Here is a 20,139-nt window from a genome sequence, read left to right on the forward strand (position 1 = left end):
GCACTGATTGTTTACCGTGTGATGCGCCAAAGGCTCAAGCAGGCGCAAAGCGAATTGAGCCCGGAGCGGGCATTGGAGCAGCTGCGAAGAATCCAGCGACACAAGGTGCGCATCAACGAGGCAGAACTCATTGAAGGGGTGAGCGCAATCAACGATGCACAGGCGCAAGTGTTGGGCGCGTTGAAGGTAAAACATCCGGAGAAAAAAGAACAGATGAAGTTGTTGTAGTGGCAAAAATTTAACCGGCTGTATATAAATCAACAACTTATGATGTTTGGTGTCGAACTCGGGTGGTCACCAATGTGGCGGACCTTGAACCTGCCGAGATCGTGCAGCGTTACAAGAGCCTGGCCGACATCGAGCGGGGCTTTAGGGTGCTCAAGAGCGAGATTGAGATCGCGCCGGTCTATCACCGCCTGCCTGAGCGCATCCGCGCTCACGCCAGCATTTGCTTCATGGCCTTGATCCTGTACCGCGTGATGCGCCAGCGGCTGAAGGCGGCAGGCCACAGCGCCTCGCCAGAAACGGCCTTGGCCAAACTGCGAAGAATCCAGCGCCAAAGCGTTGCCATCAACCAAGGGGTGCCGGTTTCAGGCATCTCCAATATCCACCGCGAGCAGGCTGACTTGCTGGCGGCGATGAACATCAGAAAGCCCGTGCCGGATGCGCAATTGAGCCTGTTGTAGTGGAAACTTTTGAACGGTTTCTAATGAAATCAAGCACTTAGCGCGTTTCGTGTCGAACTCGAGGGGCTCAGGCTGCCTTCCATGTGCGCTTCTTCGGCCCAAGAAAAGTGGATGGGAATCGGCTGGTTGCTGGTGCCCACCTGAAGGCTCACGCCGTGGTTTTGCAGCAGCAGCGCCAGTTGCTGGCGGATGTAAAAAGCGAACAGGTCGGGCCGGGTGAGGGTGGTATCAAAGCGACCCGGCTCGGCCACAAAGCCGTAGCTCAGGCGGCTGTTAAACCCTTCGGCTTTGCGGTTTGCGCTGCTGATCTGCACCCGCACAAAGGGTTAAAAAGCCCGCACCCGGGTGTCCGCCATGTCCGCACCCGCTACAAACTCGCGCATGGCCTGGCGCAGGTGGTTCACGCTGTGCTGTAAATATGCTGCATTTGCGCCAAGGCACTGTCGGCATCGTGGTGCTCGAATGGGGCGATGAAAGGCGGCAGGTGCTGCATATGGATTTCCAAAACGCGGTGAGGGAGTTTAGATCGCTGCAGACGGTCGATTCACCATCGTGAGTCAAATGACCTGGCATTTTCTGTGTTTTTACTTCGAATAGCTGTCGCTTGTTATTGTTACGATCGGAGTGAATCCAAAGGTGTGCTCAATATAATCTTGAAAATATTCAACTGTGCGTTCTTCGACACAGTATTTTTGAGCAAATTTAAAAGCCCTGTCTGCACACAATCTGAGATGAGTAGGATCATCAAGAAATGACTCCAAGCACTGTTTGAGTGCATGTGCTTGATTTGAGGGAAATAACACAGCAGTGTCTCCGTGGCGAAGGTAGTCGTGCAATCCAATTGAGTCGGTTGCGATGACTGGTACGCCCAAGTGCATGGCCATCACGGCAGTTACATGACCACACGGTACTTCTGACCCAATTAAAGGAAGAATCATTGCATCAGCATGAGCAATCAGAGCGGCAGCAAATGTGAAAGATACATGCTGATGGACAGTCACATTTTCTGGAATATCTAAATTCAATAAATTTTCAGGATATGCCACCAAATGAAGTCGACAGTTTGGTAATTGAGACATTACCTTCATCAATACACGGTAATCACGGCCTTGGGAACCGACGGCACAAAGGTAATGAGTATCTTGAATGGGTTTTATTAACTGAGATTTCCTATGTGGTTGAACAGCCCAGTGGAGTACATCAATTCGTTTTGGATCAAGACTAAAAATATGCGAGTAAAGTTCCTTTTCCATTGATGAAAAAACGGTAAATCGATCTATTGATTGAAATGCTCGAGTCATCAGCATTTGCCGGCGAGAACTGGGGAGTTGTGTAAAGTTGAACGAAAAGGCTAAATGTGGAGTTTTTTTGAGTCGACCGAAAGCAAGGGTACTAGCATACATCGCTGGGCGAGGACCATGAGAAACCAATAATGATGGCTTTTCACAGGTGTAAGATACAGCAGACCATGCTGCATAAAGACGCCGAATTGTAGTATTGCCAGGTAATTTAGCAATGTAAGGCCATGCTTGTGAAGAGGAATGGATCCAATTTAGCTTTGAATCGATAATTTGTTCTTTTAGCCAATTCCATTCGCAGTGTAGTTCGCTATGATTAACTATTTGCATGAAGTTTAAATGTTAAAGTAAATTTATTTAGATAAAATTTTTCTATACAACATAATTGCTTGTTGTATTTTACTTGTCCAGCTGAAATTATTTTCTGAAATTTTTCTACAAAACATAGCCTTTTTTTTCCATTGTTCCGGTTGTTTAACAATATCTTCAAAACATCCGGCCAAACTTTTAACCACACCTCCCCAATTTGTCATTGGGATAAGCTTTCCGACATCATCTGTAACGATTTCTGCTGGTCCTCCAAAGTTTAAGGCAATTACTGGACGCCCAACAGACATTGCTTCCAAGAGAACTGCGCCACCGGATTCGCGAACTGATGGTAAACAAAGAGCGTGAGAATACTTTAATTTTTCTGCAACTTGCATAGACGTCAATGCCCCATGAAAAAATACATTTGAATGTATACCTATCTGCTTTGCCATATTCTCCAATTCGGCACGTTGTGAGCCCTCACCAACAATATCGAGTTGAATGTTAATATTTTTAATTGCTGTTGCCACGGCTTGCAATAGCATTGCAACACCTTTAAAAGGAACTAGGCGTCCAACATAAACTATTTTTAGTGGAATCAACTTTGATGGAAAATCAGGCCAAGGTTCCTCCTTAAAAAGCGCAGGAACAACACCATTCTCTATCATTTTGATGCATTTATGATGATATGATTTTGGTATACCTTTGAAGGTTGCTTCGGTAGCTACTAATATTGCCTCAGCGTTACCTAAGGTTCCATATAACCATTGAGGAATTCTCGCGAGATTACGTATTGGATATAACCAACTTGAATCTGCACGCATGATTTCCGAAAAATTTCTTGGATTGGGCATATTCCCATTCCAAGGTCCCAGAACTAATGGAAGGTTTAATGAATGAAGCCGAGTAGCAATCTTTGGAGAAACTGGAGTTGGAACATGAACAATGTTCCAGTGATAAACTTTCTGTTTTAGTTTAAGTAATTTGACTGCTGTGTAATCATATACATAAGTGTCTAAAGAAGAAATTAAAAAAGCAGCATGTTCACTACGCGGAAATAACTTTACCGCCATACGATATAAGGGGCCCGCGAACCACTCAGTATCAATAAAAATGATTTCAGTGTTTAAAAATGGTGCTCCTACTTCTTCTAATGCGATTTTATTGCGAATATGAGTCACTAAGGTAACGGGTACAAGTTTTGATAAATTGATATACCATTGCCAACCAATTTGAGATACGGATTCGCCGCGTGGCGCACATTGGTAAGCACAAAGCAAGACTCTCGGCGTAGACAGTGAAGTGTCCAAAGATGACTCCTTAGTAGTGGTTGCGAATTTTACTCAATCTATGTTATCATAAATAAGAAAACTAATTCAAAAATGTTAAAATTCTTTGTCTTTTGATGTTCAAAAATTATGATTTTGAGAAGTAAAAACTAAAAATTGAAGTAGAAGAGCCACATGGTTTGTTGCAAGTCGTAAACATTCAAATGTTAAAATTTTAAATGGTTTTAAAATAATTAAATTTTTTGAGTTAATAATGGGGAAATAAAATGAATAAAGAATATTTAAACTATATTAATAATTTTAGAGGTTTTGTTATTATTTTAATAGTTGGGGTTCATTGTCTTAGTTCGCAATTGCTGCAATGGACGAGTTCAAGTGACACCAGATATTTTCTACATTCGTTATTGCATGGGTCGTCAGTTTTTTATATTTTCATAGCGGGATTTCTATTTCAATTTCTAATTGATAAATATAACTACTTTGACTATTTAAGCCAGAAATTTAAATTCATCCTTTTGCCTTACTTGTTTTTATCTGTTCCGGCTATTTTGGATGAGATTTATTCTCCAAAAGAAATATACGCAAGTCTTCCAGTTTGGAAGCAAGTTTTAATTTATTATTCGACGGGCATTCATATGTCACATTTTTGGTTCATTCCAATGATTTTGATATACTATCTAATCTCTCCCATTTTTGTGATAATTAACAAGAATTATAAAAATTATCTGGTCATTCCATTCTTAATGATCTTGACCGTAATTATTCCTCGCGAAATTAGCCCGGTTCATAATCCATTCTTGAGTGGAATGCATTTCTTGGGATTTTATGTTTTTGGAATGTGGATCTCATGCAGAAGAAAAGAAATTTTAAATTTATCTAATTATTATTTTTATGGATTTATATTGTTCGTGATAATATTTTTTTGTTCATGGATTATGAGTTTCTATCAAAACAAAAGTGAATATTTTTTGCAATTTTTATACGTAATAAAATTTAGTGTCATGTGTGTCGTTATATTAATGTTTTTTTACAAATACGATCAAAAAATGGGTCGGGCTATGAATTTTTTGGCTGCACCAAGTTTTGGTATATATTTTTTACATAATTATTTAATAGTGCTGGGGGAAAAAATTCTCATGAGAATGAATATACAGATAGAAGGTGGCTTAGTGAAATTTGGGGTCTCTATTATCCTGGTCACGGTATTGTCATATTTTCTTGTGAGATTGACAAAAATGATGCTAGGTAAAAGCAGTAAAATATTTATAGGATGTTGAAAATTATGAAATAACATAATTGAATGTTTTTTTGCTTTTTGAGGATGTTGGTTCGAATTGGTTTTGATCATTTATTTCAGTTGATCTATTTTTTATGCTTTCACCCCATCCTAAAAGTAAAAATAGCATAGGTTCTGTTTGCACTCCCATATAAACAGTTGCAAAAGATATAAAGCAAATAAGATAAACGCCACAAAAAGTAAAGCCAATTGGAATATTGCCGGGTGGACTTTTCAAGCCAAATTTAATTTGAGAAACAATTGCATAAAAAAATATACCGATAAAACAAGCTGGTGCTAATATTCCGTGTTGTAATGCCATCAGAAAAAATGCATTATCAACTGATTCCATGCCACGAACTTTTGGCACTGTAGTTAACCCCCACCCTGTATAGTATTTTTCTTCGAGGTATCCCTTGTATTTATCGAGCATCACGGATCGATACAACATTGTTTGTGCTTCCGCACTAAGAACTTCACCTTCACCTGCAGTTGTGTAAGCTTCCATGGCAACTTTGCCGATGGCACCACCCAATACAAATGAACCTAAAAGAATTCCTAGCCATAGTTTTTTATTTTTAAAATTTCCAATCATAGCTAAACCCGCACCTGCAAAACCACCAATCCATGGACCTCTAGATATGGTTAAAAGTGCCATTAATATGAGCGCAATAGAGATTCGATATTTAAAAGGGATGGGTATAAAGAAGCTAATTTTATCAAGATAGTTCCATATGCCAAATTGGGGTTTATCCCATTCACCTATCCAGCATAACCACCTGTGAAGTCTGTAAACGGTGACAACCATGATGCAAGCCAAAATCGGGTGTTCAAATGTACCTGCAGTTCTTGCTAGACCCCATCGCACAGATAAACCACTCCATGCATCAGGGAAGAAGCGTGAGAGCAACTGAAAAATAGGGTTGACCCAAAATTTAGCCTCATATAAAAACATGGGAAACATAAACATGAACATCAGTACAAATGTTTTGGCTGTAGCTGTGTCCATTTTTCTTGTATCAATGAGATATTTCCCGATCATGTACGGACCTATCAAAGTTGATAACATATAAAATAAAAAATTTTGCGCATCAGAATAACCACGCCCTAAAAAATCATTTATAACACGTATGACAACATAAATTGAAAGTAAAATTTCCATCCGACCGAATTTAAACTTATCACGATAATCACGAATAAGTATGTAAAGAATGGGAAGAATAGCCGCCTGCATGAAATTAGGATCTGGCAGGCCCGGAATATTCACCCAAAACATAAATGGCATGAATAAGAAAAAAGGAATTAAAACTTTTAAAAAAGTTTCCTGAGGACCTTTTTTTATGAGCATGACTATTGACAAGTACATGGCGATAAATACGATGTATCTAGTCATGTGTTGCTTGAATTAGGTTGTGGGTTGTCAAAAAGATGAATTGGATGATAAACTGTTGAGCTAACAATCTGTATATTTATTTTTTATCAAAAACAACAGATATAAAAAAATAAAATTAAATAATTTAATTTTTTTGATTTTAATGATTTCATGGTTAATAAATATGAAATTTATATTCCATTGTGTTTTCTTTCTGCTGGCGTTGTGGTTGACAGGGTGTCGCAGCCTGCCGCCAGACCCCAATTTCAAACCGATAGAAAAATCCGCTCAACCAATTTTGAGTAGCACTGAGGATCTGGCGTTGCTAGAAGAGACTGAAAACCCGGTTTATACAATTGGTAGCGGTGATGTATTGAAGTTAGATGTGCATGCTCGAGCGGATGTTTCCGGAAAATTTGTGGTGGGACCCGATGGAAAAATCACAGTTCCGTTGGTAGGGGACATGCTGATCAAGGACAAAACACGGAATGAAGCGCTGGCAGCTATACGCAGTGAATTGCTTAAATATTTCACGTCACCCCATGCCACCTTGGCTATTGACGAATACCCCTCTAATCAGATCACTGTTTTAGGGCGCGTTGAAAAAGCCGGCGCCATGAAATTTGCACATGCCCCCACGTTGATTGATGTGTTGGCGAACGCAGGTGCCATGCCATTGCTGGACAAACAAGCCACCCTGTCGCGTTGCGCCATCATTCGGGGGCGCAACAAACTCATTTGGGTGGACTTGAAGGCCTTGCTCAACGGTGATGTGAACTACAACATTCGCATGAAAAAAGGGGACATCGTCTATATCCCCGATTCGTCGGATACATCGGTCTATGTCATGGGGGCCGTCGGGCGCCCGGGTTCTTACCGCATGACACCACGGATGACTGTGTTGGATGCCATTGCTCAAGCCGGAGGGTTGACTGAAAACGCCAAATCGGACCGCATCGGTCTTTACAGAGCCGGTACCAAACAAGTGGAGTACGTGACATGGTCAGACCTGATCACGGCAGACCGAACTAAAAACTACGCCATGGAAGATGGCGATGTTTTGTTTGTACCCAATACCGGATTGAGCGACTTTGGATATGTGATGAAACAAATTGCCCCTGCCATCTCCATTTTTACTTTTGGATTGACATTGGATTCCTTGGTGACCAAATGACAAACGAGACCAACTCAGCCTGCACCAATTTGAATGAGCCCTTGACCGTATCGGTCGTCATCATTGGTCGCAATGAGGGGCAGCGACTCACCAAGTGCATTCAATCTGTTCAATCGGCAGATTGGAAGAAGCATTCGTATGAGCTCATTTATGTGGACTCGAACTCCAGCGATGGAAGTTTGCAAAACGCCAAAGAACTCGGAGCAAACGTAGCAAAACTGGATGATCCATCCCCCAGTGCAGGCAAGGCGCGAAACCTCGGCTGGAGAATGGCCAAGGCCCCATTGATTCTGTTTTTAGATGGCGATACGCAGCTGCATCCAAATTTTGTAAACCATGCTTTGAGTGTCTTGAAAGACCCAGAGACATGTGCGGCGTTTGGTCGTTTGAAAGAGGTGCATCCAGAAAAGTCAATCTACATCCGTGTCATGGATCTTGATTGGGTATTTCCTCTTGGCAAAACATTGTTTTTTGGCGGCAATGTTTTGGTCAGGCGTTGCGCAATTGCCGGTGTGGATGGCTTCGATCCGACATTGAAAGCAGGCGAAGAACCGGAAATGTGTGCTCGCTTACGAGCAGGTGGGTGGAAAATTGAACACATTGATGTCCCGATGGCAACACATGATTTGGCTATCACCACATTCAAAGCCTATTGGCTAAGGGCTTACCGTTCAGGCATTGCCTATGCAGAGGTGGCTGAACGCATGCGTGTGCGTGGTGACCCTCTGTGGCAACACGACGCCAAGCGCGATTTCCGGCATGGCTTGTTGTTCACGTTCACACCCATTTTGATGTGGGTGCACCCCTTGGTGACGCTGGCCGTGCTAATGGCTGCATTGGCAGTGCTGGCGCGTACGGCCAAGCGCTGCGCCTGGAAGGCGCCTGGCCAGACTCTGTTGTGTTGGCAATATGCGGCGCATGTCTTGTTCCAAAAAATCCCGGCATTTTTTGGACAACTGCAATGGCGACGAGCCCAACGCCAGCACGCAGAAATCCAAATGGTCGAATACAAGCAGGCGGTAAAGAGTGATGACAAGCCCTAAAAGTCAAGGCATCAAACGCTGGCTGGTCATAGCACTGCAACCTGTGGCCAGACTTTGGCGCGCAGTGTTCGTCGAGCGTGTGGTGCGCGTGTGGGCACTGGCACGATTGCAAGAAGGGTTGGGGCACGCCATAGACTCTTCAAATGTGCTTTTGGGTACGGTCGAACTGCAGGGCACGCGTCGAGTGAGCCTGGGGAAAAGGGCCATGATCTATCCGGGTGTTTATTTGGAAACGCAGGGTGAAGGTCGAATCGACATCGGTGACGATGTTGTGCTTTCACGCGGTGTTCACCTTGTGGCTTTTCAGCACATTGTTTTAGGTGATGGCGTGATGGTGGGCGAATACAGCAGCGTTAGAGATGCCGATCACCGGCGCAGTGAATCGGCCATGCGCTACAGCGGTCACATCAGCGCACCGATCCGCGTCGAGCGCAATGTCTGGATTGCCCGTGGCGTCACGGTTCTCAAAGGCGTGACCCTGGGTGAAGGGGCCGTGGTCGGAGCCAATGCCGTGGTCACGCGCGATGTGCCGCCCCAATGTGTGGTGGCAGGCATTCCAGCCAAGCCACTTCCGGTTGATTTTCGAAAAGCACCACCCGTCGTGGCCACCAAGGACATGTCAACATGAACAGCGATGCTTCATTGCCCCGACTGGGGTATCTGGTCAGCACTTATCCGGCCATTTCTCACACATTTATCTTGCGTGAAATACAGCATTTGCGGCGTGATGGGTGGCAGATTGTCAGTGCCTCGGTCAATCAACCAGATCGACCATTGGCACAGATGGAGGCTTACGAAAGGCAAGAAGCCGAGACCACTTATGGCATCAAAGCCGATGGTGCACGTGGTGCGCTGAAAGCCGCCTTGTGGGCTGTGGCGCGTTATGGCTTTTCCAGTGTGAAGATGTTGGCCTCTGCCTTTCGGTTGGGTGGCGCGGCCAAGCCTTGGAAGGGCCTCGCCTATGGCGTTGAGGCGCTGATGGTGGCGCGCTGGATGGAGCAACAGGGCTTGCGCCATTTGCATGTGCATTTTGGCAACGCAGGAGCCACCGTCGGTTTGTTAACCAAGCGCTTGAACCAATGCCATTTGTCCTTGACCATTCATGGGCCTGATGAGTTTGATGATGTGCCTGGGCAGCACTTGGCCCTCAAAATGAAAGAGGCTGATGCGGTGATTTGCATCAGCCAGTTTGCGCGCAGCCAGTTGATGCGCATCAGTGACAGTGATCACTGGCACAAGATGCAAGTGTGCCGCCTGGGGGTGGATCCGGCGCAGTTTCCTTATCGGTCTAGGGTGGCGTCTGAAGTGGTTCAGATGTTGTGTGTGGGGCGGTTGACGCCTGCCAAATGCCAGGTGTTGCTGGTTCAAGCTTGCGCCCAATTGCGCGGTGGGGGCATGTCCTTTCATCTCAAAATGGTGGGGGCCGGGCCTGACCGGGCTCGCATTGAACGCGAAGTGGCTTTGCATGGTCTGCAAAACCACATCACCATGACCGGCGCCTTGAACCAACAAGAAGTCAAGAACGCTTTTGCGCAAGCTGATGTGTTTGTTTTGCCCAGTCTGGCCGAAGGCATACCGGTGGTGTTGATGGAGGCCATGTGCAGTGGTGTGCCTTGTGTCACCACGCCTGTCAATGGCATACCCGAGTTGATTCAGCACGGTGTGTCGGGCCTGCTGACCACCCCGGGAGATGTGGCCAGTTTGACCTCGCAACTTCAGCTGATCTTAAGCAGCAGTGACTTGCGCGAGTCTCTAGCCAAAGAGGCTCGCCACAAGGTCACAACAGATTTTGATCTGGCCAATAACGTGCGCCATTTGGGCAAGTTGTTTCAAGAGTTTCCTAGAAATGTGTGAACGTCGTTTACGCACAGCAACCGACCAACAAACAAGGCTAAACGCATGGACCTTTCCATTCTGATCGTGACCTATAACTCTGCACGCTTGGTGGGGCCTTTGTTGAGCCGCCTTCAAATTCAGCTGCAAGATTTGCAAGCGGAAGTGATCGTGGTGGACAACGCATCCAAAGACGATACGGTTTTGGTGATCCGCGATGAACACCCGTGGGTCAAACTGGTGGCCAGCCCGGAAAATCTGGGTTTTGCAGCGGGCAACAACCTGGCTGCAAGACATGCTGAAGGTACAAATTTGCTGCTTCTCAATCCGGATGCGATTCCGCATGAGGGCGCCTTGAAACGCGGGTTGGCCCTGCTGGCGGGACATGAGCGTGTCGGCCTAGCCGGTGGTGAGTTGCGCGGACCGGACAACAGCAGGCAGCCTACAGCACGCATGTTTCCGCGTTTGCGCGACGAATTTTTCATACTGTCAGGTATTGCGGGACTGTTTCCCAAAAGCCCAACATGGTCAAGGTTGAACAGGGGCTGGGCAGACCCCGAGCAGGCCGCCCAGGTGGACTGGATACCTGGGGCATTTGTCTTCATCCCTGCCAAGGTGTTCCGCCAGCTGGACGGTTTTGATGAGCGGTTTTTCATGTACCACGAAGAAGTGGACCTTTGCCGACGGATGGCCCGCGAGGGTTTAGCGGTGTGGTATTGGCCAGAAATCAAGGCTATGCACATTGGCGGCGAATCGGCAAAAACGGTGAATCAAGCCCGAATTTCAAAGTCCGGTCTGCAGCTGGAGAGTTGGCGGATGCGCAGCGCCTTTTTGTATTACAGAAAACACCACGGTCTATTGGGTGGGGCGGGGCTCCTTGGCATCGAGTGGTCATGGATCAAGTTGAGGCAATTGAAAGCGGTGTTGCAAGGAAAAAAGGCCAAGGCACAAGACTTTGCGCAGCATGCCAGTCAGTTGGTGCAGGCTTGGCATGACACGCTTGGTGGCAAAGCTAGCCCACCCAGGCCATGGTGAAAGTGTGCGCAAGGTGGTTGCCATGATCGATTCAGGTGAATCTCCCGGCTTGGGTGGGCGGATGGTCAAGGCCGCCTTGTGGCTGGTGGGCAGCAACGTGTCGTCACAGGCCTTGCGGCTCATCAGTAGCTTGGTGCTGACGCGCTTGCTCATGCCAGATGCCTTTGGGTTGATGACTGCGATGAGTACGCTGTATTTTGGCCTGGTCATGTTTTCGGACATGGGCATTTGGCAAAGTGTGGTTAAAAGCGATCAAGGCACCGAAGCCCGTTTTTTGGGAACCGCTTGGGCCGTGCAACTCATCAGGGCCATGATTTTGGTGGTGCTGGTGTGCCTGATGGGGTTTGGCGTTCACATCTTGTCGCAAAGCCACTGGATACAGGTGTCCTCGGTTTACGCCGACCCGAGAATGCCGTGGATGATGGCATCGTTCGCCGTTTGCGCTGTGTTGCAAGGTTTGGAGTCGATGAAGCTGGCGACAGCACAAAGAAACTTGCATGGCAAATATTTGGCGCGGTTGGAATTTTTGTCTCAGCTTGCGGCCATGCTCACCACCATCGGTCTGACATGGTGGACAAGCTCCGTTTGGTCTTTGATGGTCGGTGCGATGGTGAACGGTATGACGCGGACGCTGCTCAGCCATTTTTATTTGCCCGGAAAAAATGTGCGGCCATGCTGGGACAAAGGACACGCTGCGGAAATCATCGGGTTTGGCAAATGGATTTTTCTGTCGTCCATCATCGGGTTCTTGGCGGCTAACATTGAAAAGCTCATCTTGGCGGCACTTTTAAGTGCCACCAGTTTTGGTTTGTATTCAATTGCCAGCACCCTGTTGGCCGCAGTGGTTGGGATTTATTCCAGCCTGAATGGGCATGTGGTGTTTCCGAGCCTGAGCCAGGCCCTGCGCAGTCACAGAGATGACATGGTGCGCATCTATGGCCGAGTCCAGCGCATTGTGGATGTGCTGTTGGGTGGGCTTTCTGGTGCATTGATCATGGCCGGCCAATGGGCGGTTTGGGTGTTGTATGACCCGCGCTATGAGCAGGCGGGCTGGATGCTGCAAACCTTGGGTTGGGGATTGCTCGCATTGCGCTATCAGGTTGTAGAGCAATTGATGTTTGCCAATAACCAGCCGGCCTGGGTCAGTGCCAACAACGCGCTCAGAGCCTTGGGCTTGGTGATCACAGTTCCTGCGGGCTTTGCACTGGCGGGTGAGCGTGGCGCTTTGCTGGCCGTGGTGGGGTGTCAATTTGCCAGCTGGCCCTTGAGCCTGGTTTTCAAGTGGCGCGAAGGTTTGTTGGGACGCGCATCAGAGCGGTGGTGGTTGCCGGCCGTGTTAGCAGGTTTGCTATTGGGATGGGGCGTGGATAGGCTGTTTCTTGCCATTTGGCCAGGTCATGCTTGAGGAATAAAAAATGCAATGGACTTTTTTAATGCCGGCAGATGACCTGACTGGTGGCAACCGGGTCGTGGCAACGTATGCGAAATGCTTGCAAAAGTTGGGGCACGAAGTGTTGGTGGTGAGCAATGCCCCTGACAAACCACCGCTGCGAAAATGGGTAAGTACCTTGGTGCGTGGGCGTTGGGGAAATTTGATGCGGATGATCAAGCCTAGACCCGGCCATGTGGCCAACTCAGGTGTGCCGCACAAGGTGCTACCCCGGAAGAGGGCCATTGTTGCAAGCGATCTGCCGGATGCGGATGTGGTTGTGGCCACATGGTGGGAAACAGCCGATTGGATGCACGAGTTGCCGAGTAATAAAGGCCTTCATGTTCATTTGATACAGGGTTACGAAATTTGGATTGATCCATCTCATACACCCTGCGTACACAGGGCATTGCGCCACCCAAATTTGAAGATTGCCATCTCTCATGGGTTGAGGCAGACCATTGAGGACAAGCTCGGCCCGTTGGACATGCACGTGGTACCCAATGCGGTAGATCTGGTTCAGTTCAACGCATCACCCAGAGCGCGAAATCTGGTTCCAAGGGTCGGTTTCATCTATGCCCAAGCGGCCATCAAGGGGGCCGATGTTTGCGCTGCGGCCTGTGATTTGGCTCGTCAAAAGATACCGAATTTGCAGGTGCTGAGCTTTGGAGTCGATGACCTGTTGAGTCCTCAGGACTTGCCTATAGGGACGCAGTACTTTCAACGACCTGCTCAAAACATGCTGGCTGGTTTGTACGCCCAATGCGATGTCTGGTTGTTTGGTTCACGCTTGGACAGTTTTGGGCTGCCGATTTTAGAGGCAATGGCTTGTCGTACACCCGTGATTGGCGTGCCGATTGGCGCAGCCCCTGATTTGCTTGCAAATGGTGGTGGCGTGTTGGTGCCGAGTGAGTCGCCACAGGCCATGGCCGATGCCATGGTGGCGGTGTTGTCTGAGTCGCCATCCGATTGGCTTAGGCGATCAGATCTGGCCCACACCCGCGCACATGCTTATTCGTGGGAAGACGCCACACAAAGATTGCTGGGTTTGCTGCAAGACCACGCAGCCCAAGCCAGGGAGCGCAGATCACATGGATGACAACAGACGACAGGTCATGGGCCTGCTGGGTTTGCCTATGGACCGGTTGACTTTGCAAGAAGCCACGGACCGGGTGCGGCAAGCCGTCAGACAAAAACAAAGGTTGTTCCTGTCGACACCCAACTTGAATTTTTTGATGGGTTGCCAAACCGATTTGGCCTTTCGTTTATCGGTCATTGACAGTGACCTGTCGACAGCAGATGGTATGCCTTTGATCTGGATGTCTAGGTGGCTGGGCGCACCATTGCCTGAGCGGGTAACCGGGTCCAATATTTTTGAAAAGCTGGAAAACGATGCATTGGCACCAGGCGAAATGCCGCTGCGTGTTTATTTTTTTGGTGGCCCCGATGGGGCGGCTGAACAAGCAGCCGAAAACCTGACTAAAAATACGAAGAACATGGTGTGCGTAGGGCATGCCTCGCCCGGTTTTGGTTCAGTGGATACATTGAGTGCGCCGCATTTCATTGACCACATCAATGCCAGCCAAGCCGATATCCTGGTGGTGGCCATGGGAGCCGTCAAGGGGCAGGCGTGGTTGCAAAAAAACCGTGCCACCATCGTTGTGCCGGTAATCAGTCATCTGGGCGCGGTGATCAACTTTGCAGCAGGCACTGTATTGCGCGCACCGCTTTGGGTGCAGCGCACAGGGCTTGAATGGTTGTGGCGCATCAAGGAGGAGCCGGCATTGTGGCGAAGGTATGGGCAAGATGCGCTGGCCTTTGTTCGTTTATTCGCCAAGCAGTTGCTGCCTTACATGGTCTGGACGTGGATGCGAAGATGGCAACCTGCACAGCAGATGGCCCGATTGTGGGTTGAATCAGCCGACGAACGCGACCACATGGTGCGCCTGGATGGGGCTTGGCGTGCATCGGATGTTGAGCGTTGCCATGCTGGGTTTGATCAAATCAAAAATGGCCAAGGCGCTGTGACCGTGAACCTGACGAATGTGACGGACATGGGTCCCGAGTTGGCCGGGGAGTTGCTGGACTTATGCCGATGCTTGCGAGCACAACAGCGCAGCCTGAGTCTGCTGGCCGGCGATGGAATGGCCAAACGCTTGCTGCATTGGCATGGGTTGACCTTTTTATTGACCATGCAAGGTGAGCAGAGATGACCGTTGCAGAAAAAAATGCCCAAATTCAATCCCTACGCGGTTTGGCTTGTGTTTTGTTGGTGCTCTACCACGTGGTGGGTGACAGTCCCACAAATGGCTTGCGTGTGGCTGATGGACCTGTGCGTTGGTTGAATGATGGCTTGGCCTATTTGCGCATGCCGTTGTTCACCTTTTTGTCTGGCTGGGTGTATGCGCTGAGACCTTTTCAAGGTGATGTGGCTTCATTCATGAAGGGCAAGGCCCGCCGATTGCTGGTGCCCATGTTGTTTGTAGGGACCATCTTTGCACTGTTGCAGTCGATGGTGCCGGGGAGCAATGCGGCAGTGCACCGTTGGTATTTGCTGCACATTGAGCCCGTAGCGCACTTTTGGTATTTGGAGTCCTTGCTGTGGGTTTTTGTTGGCGTGGCCTTGCTGGAAAAATGGGGGCGTTTGGCCAGGCCTTGGTGGTTTGCGGCCTGGTTCGTGTGTGTTGTCGCGCTGTATCTGTCGATCGGCGGCCCTCGCATGCTGGGCATTGAGGGCGCCATTTACCTTGCGCCTTATTTTTTGTGGGGCCTGGCGTTGTCTCGTTTTGATGTGAGAGCCCTCGCCATGAATAACGGGGTGATGTTTGTAATTCTGATTGTCGCCGTGATCGCCATGTTTCGCATGGGTGTGCCGATGCCCAACCCGGACCGCAGAACTGCGGAGATGTTGATGGCAGGTTTGTGTCTGTGTGTGCTTGTTTTGCGCATGCCTTTAAAGGGCGCATGGTGGGCCAAGGTTGGCGCTTCCTCATATGCCATTTATTTGTTTCATGTTTTTTTTACGGCAGCGTCTCGCATTGCTACAGAAAAAATGGCCATGTCATGGCTTCCATTGCAGATTGCGCTGGGCGGGCTGTTAGGCGTTGCAGGGCCTATGTGGATAGAAAAATGGGCCACGCAAAGCAGACTGACTGGGTTCCTCATGTTGGGCAAGTCGCTGGGCAAAGTCGGGGTACGACGCAAGGGGAAGCAGAAATGATGCAGATGGATGTCGTGAGTCAAGCCCTGGATGTTTGGTTTTTCAGCCACCCATTTCAGTGGAAAGATGTGGTGATGGCCTTAGGCTACGGACTTCCAGCGTTCATGATGCTGTCGGTAGGATGGTCGGCAGGGGAGAAAAAAAGGGCCTGTCTCTTCATGGGCGGTGTACTCGCCCTGATGTCGTTGAATGCCGTTTTTCAAATCAATGAAATTTTGTTGTATCTGGCGCGCAGTATCGCCCGGGACAGCGGGCAATACGGTGCCAGAAGAAGCTTGCAGTTTGATGTGATCTTGGTCGGTGTCGCCATTGTGTTGGTGCTGCTGGCTAGGCTGCGCCATTCGCTGCGCTATTTGTGGGCTGACTATGGGGCGGTCGTGTTGGGAACCATGGCATTGGTTGGGTTGACATTTTTGCAGTCGATTTCATTTCATGATGTCGATGCCATCTTGTACATCCGCATTGCCGGTGTGTCGGTGCACAAATGGCTGGAGGCTGCGGGCATTTGCTTCACGCTATGGGGCGCTTGGCGGGTTTATCGGAACAACTGAAGGAGAGGCTGATTTGTTCGAAAATGATTCTACTGAATAGAAGTCTCATTCGTCTTCAGTGGCGGTCGGTACGTTTCCAGCCAGACCTTTTTTTCATGAAATAGGCAATGTAGATGGGCAGTTTCCAGATCGCGTACAAAGGGGTGGTCAGCAGTTCGCGCATGCTCAAAAGATGACGACCAAAAAACCACCAGCCAACAAGAACCGACAACGATAAGGCCGCAAAACCGGATGCGGTGACCCAAGCCATGGGTTTCAATGCATCAAAAAACCAAGCTCCTGTGCAGGAAAGTAATTGCACTGCGCTGAGCAGCATCAAGTAAAACGCAATTGGCGGGATCATCAGATCCATGGCAAGGACCATCGGGGCCGCTTTGCGTTGTTTGAGCGCTTGCCACAACAATTGCGGCAATTCTTCACCCATGACAGCCATATGGCCGTGTTCCCATCGTGATTTTTGACCTTTGATGACAGCGCTGTTTTCCAAAAATTGGCTGTCAATTCGGGCTGATGACAAAAAACGGGGAGGGGTGCCTTGTAGGGTCAGTTCAATGCCCAGTTTCATGTCTTCTGTGATGTGACCAGTGGCCAAATTTGAGCTTGCAATGAGTTTCCAAGGCAAAGCCATTCCCGAGCCCATCAGGTGACATGCACCCCCTATGGCAAAAGAACCCAAAGGTCTGACTTTGTTTTTCATCAGCATTGCAAACTCAACGACTCTGAAGCGAAGGGCGCTGTGTGGTCCCGTAGTCGTCATCAGATAAAGCATCTGTACGGGGTGGCCTGACGTATGGCATTCGGCGGAAAGGAGTTGCAGTGCGTTTTCAGAGAGCAGACAGTCAGCGTCAACAATGGCAACCACATCGGGTGGGCTTGAACGTAAGTGGTCAACACCAAAAGCGAGAGCAAAGCCTTTGCCACGAAGAGCGTCATTGAACCGCTCAATCGTCTCGGCACCGAATGTACGCGCTACCTCGGCCGTATCGTCTGTGCAATTGTCGGCAACGACCAAAAGACGATCTTTGGGGCCCATTTGGTTGCGTATGGATTGAAGTGTCGGCGTCAGATGCGTCGACTCGTTGTGTGCCGGAACGATGACCACCAAAGAAATGTCTCGCTGGCCTAACTTGGGGCTTAGTTGATGTGCCTTTGTTTTGAGTGATGCCAGCGTCAATGTCAGCATTGAAAACGCGGGGATGATGAGCAGTAAGCTTAAGAATGCAAAAAAGAACGAGAGCATTGGCGTATTCAACAGCGCTTAGAAAATGATCATCATACGCACAATGCACATCATTTATTCATTCTTTAGATTCATAAAAAAATTATTTATGGCACTATAATTTATATATTAGTTAATTTTGTGAAAATAAACACATCCCTGATGTTCGCCTTTCATGCTTCTTTAAATTAGGCAAAGTGTCATGTCCACCAATGCCCCTCCTAGCGCACGCATTGCGCCCATTCAAAGCTTCATACGTCATTGGCGGATCAGTGCTGTTGTGGCCTTGGTCGTGGTTTTGGCGGGGGTGCCGTTTGCGTGGTTCAAAGGCCAAAGTTCATACAACGCCGAAGCGGTGTTCATGGTGGCGCCTGCGTACATGAAGAACCTGGAAACCGACAAGGAAGTTGAGCTTCAGTCCAACAGTCAGTACTTGCAGTTTGTGTTTCACCTGTCCAAAACAGTGACACGCTATGACGTTCTCAAAAAAGCGATAAAGAGCCTGAATGACAAAGGCATTGACCTCAAGCCCCCGGCCATGAGCGAACGCCGGTACATTGAAAGCCTGCAAAAAACAACCTACGTTCGCAGCATTCCTGAGACCTATATGGTTCGCATTGGTCGGGATGACACCGACAAGAAGCATTTGGACGAGTTGGTGAACGCAATCACCGATGCATTTATCCAGACAACCCGTGAAGAGCAGATTTATGGCTCATCAGATCGAGCCGAATCTTTGTCAGAAAGACAAAAAGTATTGCTGGGAGAAATGGCGAAACTCGAAGATGAGCGTGCTGGGTTGGCTGAAAAGCTGAATTTGACCACCTTCAATGAGAATACCGAGAATCCCTATGATGGCAATTTGAGACTTTTGAACGAGAAGCTCGCCAATGCCACGATTGAACGGATGAAGGCTGAAATTGCTTTGGCATCTTTTCGTAACGAAAAAGAGGTGTCATCCACATACCAACGGTCGGCGTTGGAGTTGCGTCTTCAAGACGCTGGCCTGCAATCGCTGCGCAATGAGGTGGTGAAAAGAACTGAGGAGTTGAATCGACTCACTTCTGGGTTAGCCAGTCAGCATCCTGCAAAGGCTGGTATGGAGGCCGAGTTGCAAGCCATGACAAAACGGCTAACCCTGCGTGAGAGCGAATTTGAGAAGTTGGCGCAGGCAAACCTTCTGACAAGATTCATTGCCGCAGCAGAACAGGCCAAAGCAACGGAGCAGGACATACAAAAGCAACTGAATGAGGTGCAGGCCCAAGCCAGTGACTTTGCCCGCACTTTTCGCAGGGCGGTTTGGATCACCAAAGAGCTCAACAGGCGCGAGACAGACTATTACGAAATCAGGGACCGCGTGAATTACCTGTTGAGCGAAAAGAACGCCATTGGCTTTGTGCGTTTGGTGACTGCTGCATTGCCGCCAGAGACGCCCATGGGGACAGGAAAAGTCAAAATGTTGCTGATGGTCATTGTGGCGGCTGTCTTGGTTGGATTTATCTTGCCCACGGTCATCGAAATTCTGGACCGCAACTTGCGCAGTGTGATGGAGGCCGAAAAAGCCATGGGCATCTCGGCGGCCGGTTGGCTGGTTCGGATGCGCGACTATGCCTCGAAGATGAAGGCCGCAGATCAGATGCGACGCTTCAGTTCAACCTTGATCCGCGAAAAGGCGCGGCACAACCGTCAGGTGTATGGATTCACCTCGGTCAAATTGGGCACGGGGGTCACGCGTGTGGTGCTGGAGACTGCGCGCACCTTGGTTCAACTGGGCCCCAAGGTATTGGTGATTGATGCCAACAGCTTCAAGCCCCATGGCGCTTTTGAGGACTTCAAAATCGGTTTGACCGATTACCTTTCGGGGCGCGCTGAATTGACGCAGGTGGTTTCCAGTTTCAACCATGAGGGCACCTTGCTCGATGTGGTGTCCATTGGGGCCTATCGGACAAACGGCCTGAGGCGGCTGGACAAATTCAAGTTGGCGATGACCGAGTGGTCTCAGTCGTACGACTTTATTTTGGTGGACGTGCCGCCTTTGTTGCTCAGTGCCGATGCAGAATTGTTGATCGAGGTGATCGGTCAGGTATTTTTAGTGGCTGAAATTCAGTCCATGACCAAAGCCGATGTGGTGCGCGCCAAAGGGGTGCTTGAGAAACTGGATCCGGATGCGGTGGGCCTGTTTGTCAACGGTGTGCCGATTGGGCCATCCAGCAGCGGTGTGGACCCGGTCATTGTGGAGAGTTTGACGGGTAAAAAGTACAAGGAATTCATGCAGGTACCTTATTGGTCTTTGCGCCTTGAAATGCTCAAAACGCAGTGGTCTGCTTGGCGCATGCAAAGGCGTGCCGCTAAATTCATCAAGACCAAGATCAAAACCGAGTTGGCTTGATGTCCTCTGATTGAGG

Annotated in this window: 17 protein-coding genes and 2 pseudogenes; 14 read left to right on the forward strand and 5 right to left on the reverse strand. The window is 48.7% G+C overall.

The window, feature by feature from the left end:
- Together B9Z47_RS13545 and B9Z47_RS13550 are read left to right on the forward strand one after the other, a co-directional pair.
- Positions 1-228, forward strand: a pseudogene (locus B9Z47_RS13545) (IS1634 family transposase); the annotation flags it as partial.
- Positions 229-290: 62 nt separating this feature from the next.
- Positions 291-686: pseudogene (locus tag B9Z47_RS13550) on the forward strand (IS1634 family transposase); the annotation flags it as partial.
- Between the two features lie 29 nt (positions 687-715).
- Here B9Z47_RS13550 and B9Z47_RS19010 read toward each other — a convergent pair.
- The 3 genes from B9Z47_RS19010 to B9Z47_RS13565 all read right to left on the reverse strand — a co-directional run bounded on the left by B9Z47_RS19010 (position 716) and on the right by B9Z47_RS13565 (position 3,603).
- Positions 716-1,000: a hypothetical protein gene (locus B9Z47_RS19010; protein ID WP_233253806.1), complete on the reverse strand. Its 285-nt coding sequence runs from the start codon at positions 998-1,000 to the stop codon at positions 716-718.
- A 270-nt stretch (positions 1,001-1,270) separates the two neighbouring features.
- Positions 1,271-2,314, reverse strand: a complete 1,044-nt coding sequence (locus tag B9Z47_RS13560) for a glycosyltransferase family 4 protein (RefSeq protein WP_108331779.1) — start codon at positions 2,312-2,314, stop codon at positions 1,271-1,273.
- Positions 2,315-2,337: 23 nt separating this feature from the next.
- Complete coding sequence (locus tag B9Z47_RS13565) at positions 2,338-3,603, reverse strand: glycosyltransferase family 4 protein (RefSeq protein WP_199226400.1); 1,266 nt, start codon at positions 3,601-3,603, stop codon at positions 2,338-2,340.
- Positions 3,604-3,848: 245 nt separating this feature from the next.
- Between B9Z47_RS13565 and B9Z47_RS19215 the strand changes: the two genes are divergently transcribed.
- Complete coding sequence (locus tag B9Z47_RS19215; RefSeq protein WP_108331780.1) at positions 3,849-4,859, forward strand: acyltransferase; 1,011 nt, start codon at positions 3,849-3,851, stop codon at positions 4,857-4,859.
- Between the two features lie 3 nt (positions 4,860-4,862).
- On the opposite strand, the gene B9Z47_RS13575 is transcribed toward B9Z47_RS19215, so the two are convergent.
- Entirely contained in the window at positions 4,863-6,251 is a 1,389-nt protein-coding gene (locus tag B9Z47_RS13575; RefSeq protein WP_108331781.1) for an O-antigen ligase family protein, read from the reverse strand.
- A gap of 163 nt (positions 6,252-6,414) precedes the next feature.
- Between B9Z47_RS13575 and B9Z47_RS13580 the strand changes: the two genes are divergently transcribed.
- From B9Z47_RS13580 to B9Z47_RS13625, 10 genes are read left to right on the forward strand one after another with little or no spacing between them, the layout of a single operon-like run.
- Positions 6,415-7,404: an SLBB domain-containing protein gene (locus tag B9Z47_RS13580; RefSeq protein WP_158271691.1), complete on the forward strand. Its 990-nt coding sequence runs from the start codon at positions 6,415-6,417 to the stop codon at positions 7,402-7,404.
- Positions 7,401-8,447, forward strand: coding sequence for a glycosyltransferase family 2 protein (locus tag B9Z47_RS13585; protein WP_108331783.1), 1,047 nt, complete (start codon positions 7,401-7,403; stop codon positions 8,445-8,447). The genes B9Z47_RS13580 and B9Z47_RS13585 overlap by 4 nt, the downstream gene beginning before the upstream one ends.
- Entirely contained in the window at positions 8,434-9,075 is a 642-nt protein-coding gene (locus tag B9Z47_RS13590; RefSeq protein ID WP_108331784.1) for a DapH/DapD/GlmU-related protein, read from the forward strand. Before B9Z47_RS13585 ends, B9Z47_RS13590 begins: the two co-directional genes overlap by 14 nt.
- Positions 9,072-10,301, forward strand: coding sequence for a glycosyltransferase family 4 protein (locus tag B9Z47_RS13595; protein WP_108331785.1), 1,230 nt, complete (start codon positions 9,072-9,074; stop codon positions 10,299-10,301). The genes B9Z47_RS13590 and B9Z47_RS13595 overlap by 4 nt, the downstream gene beginning before the upstream one ends.
- 45 nt (positions 10,302-10,346) lie before the next feature.
- A complete protein-coding gene (locus B9Z47_RS13600; RefSeq protein ID WP_108331900.1) occupies positions 10,347-11,315 on the forward strand; it encodes a glycosyltransferase family 2 protein in 969 nt (322 codons plus the stop codon).
- A gap of 22 nt (positions 11,316-11,337) precedes the next feature.
- A complete protein-coding gene (locus B9Z47_RS13605) occupies positions 11,338-12,720 on the forward strand; it encodes an oligosaccharide flippase family protein (protein WP_158271692.1) in 1,383 nt (460 codons plus the stop codon).
- 10 nt (positions 12,721-12,730) lie between these two features.
- Complete coding sequence (locus tag B9Z47_RS13610; protein ID WP_108331787.1) at positions 12,731-13,843, forward strand: glycosyltransferase family 4 protein; 1,113 nt, start codon at positions 12,731-12,733, stop codon at positions 13,841-13,843.
- Positions 13,836-14,957 carry a WecB/TagA/CpsF family glycosyltransferase gene (locus B9Z47_RS13615; RefSeq protein ID WP_158271693.1) on the forward strand — a complete coding sequence of 374 codons (1,122 nt, stop codon included), beginning with the start codon at positions 13,836-13,838 and terminating at the stop codon, positions 14,955-14,957. Before B9Z47_RS13610 ends, B9Z47_RS13615 begins: the two co-directional genes overlap by 8 nt.
- The gene (locus tag B9Z47_RS13620; RefSeq protein ID WP_108331789.1) at positions 14,954-15,964 is read left to right on the forward strand and encodes an acyltransferase family protein; all 1,011 of its coding nucleotides are present in this window, start codon (positions 14,954-14,956) and stop codon (positions 15,962-15,964) included. Before B9Z47_RS13615 ends, B9Z47_RS13620 begins: the two co-directional genes overlap by 4 nt.
- Complete coding sequence (locus tag B9Z47_RS13625; protein ID WP_146185806.1) at positions 15,964-16,515, forward strand: hypothetical protein; 552 nt, start codon at positions 15,964-15,966, stop codon at positions 16,513-16,515. The genes B9Z47_RS13620 and B9Z47_RS13625 overlap by 1 nt, the downstream gene beginning before the upstream one ends.
- Positions 16,516-16,570: 55 nt before the next feature.
- Here the strand turns inward: B9Z47_RS13625 and B9Z47_RS13630 are convergent, their stop codons facing one another.
- The gene (locus B9Z47_RS13630; RefSeq protein WP_108331791.1) at positions 16,571-17,755 is read right to left on the reverse strand and encodes a glycosyltransferase family 2 protein; all 1,185 of its coding nucleotides are present in this window, start codon (positions 17,753-17,755) and stop codon (positions 16,571-16,573) included.
- 181 nt (positions 17,756-17,936) lie between these two features.
- Between B9Z47_RS13630 and B9Z47_RS13635 the strand changes: the two genes are divergently transcribed.
- Positions 17,937-20,123, forward strand: a complete 2,187-nt coding sequence (locus B9Z47_RS13635) for a hypothetical protein (RefSeq protein WP_108331792.1) — start codon at positions 17,937-17,939, stop codon at positions 20,121-20,123.
- Positions 20,124-20,139: the final 16 nt, after the last annotated feature.

Origin of the sequence: Limnohabitans sp. 2KL-1 (assembly GCF_003063435.1) — a bacterium.
GTDB lineage: Bacteria > Pseudomonadota > Gammaproteobacteria > Burkholderiales > Burkholderiaceae_C > Limnohabitans_A.

Bases quoted from the DNA above. Each gene is read 5' to 3' on its own strand.
- B9Z47_RS13595 (WP_108331785.1), top strand. From the start codon at position 9,072: ATGAACAGCGATGCTTCATTGCCCCGACTGGGGTATCTGGTCAGCACT.
- B9Z47_RS13600 (WP_108331900.1), top strand. From the start codon at position 10,347: ATGGACCTTTCCATTCTGATCGTGACCTATAACTCTGCACGCTTGGTG.
- B9Z47_RS13625 (WP_146185806.1), top strand. From the start codon at position 15,964: ATGCAGATGGATGTCGTGAGTCAAGCCCTGGATGTTTGGTTTTTCAGC.
- B9Z47_RS13620 (WP_108331789.1), top strand. From the start codon at position 14,954: ATGACCGTTGCAGAAAAAAATGCCCAAATTCAATCCCTACGCGGTTTG.
- B9Z47_RS13560 (WP_108331779.1), bottom strand. From the start codon at position 2,314: ATGCAAATAGTTAATCATAGCGAACTACACTGCGAATGGAATTGGCTA.
- B9Z47_RS13585 (WP_108331783.1), top strand. From the start codon at position 7,401: ATGACAAACGAGACCAACTCAGCCTGCACCAATTTGAATGAGCCCTTG.
- B9Z47_RS13630 (WP_108331791.1), bottom strand. From the start codon at position 17,755: ATGCTCTCGTTCTTTTTTGCATTCTTAAGCTTACTGCTCATCATCCCC.
- B9Z47_RS13575 (WP_108331781.1), bottom strand. From the start codon at position 6,251: ATGACTAGATACATCGTATTTATCGCCATGTACTTGTCAATAGTCATG.
- B9Z47_RS13605 (WP_158271692.1), top strand. From the start codon at position 11,338: ATGATCGATTCAGGTGAATCTCCCGGCTTGGGTGGGCGGATGGTCAAG.
- B9Z47_RS13615 (WP_158271693.1), top strand. From the start codon at position 13,836: ATGGATGACAACAGACGACAGGTCATGGGCCTGCTGGGTTTGCCTATG.
- B9Z47_RS13580 (WP_158271691.1), top strand. From the start codon at position 6,415: ATGAAATTTATATTCCATTGTGTTTTCTTTCTGCTGGCGTTGTGGTTG.
- B9Z47_RS19215 (WP_108331780.1), top strand. From the start codon at position 3,849: ATGAATAAAGAATATTTAAACTATATTAATAATTTTAGAGGTTTTGTT.
- B9Z47_RS13635 (WP_108331792.1), top strand. From the start codon at position 17,937: ATGTCCACCAATGCCCCTCCTAGCGCACGCATTGCGCCCATTCAAAGC.
- B9Z47_RS13590 (WP_108331784.1), top strand. From the start codon at position 8,434: ATGACAAGCCCTAAAAGTCAAGGCATCAAACGCTGGCTGGTCATAGCA.
- B9Z47_RS13610 (WP_108331787.1), top strand. From the start codon at position 12,731: ATGCAATGGACTTTTTTAATGCCGGCAGATGACCTGACTGGTGGCAAC.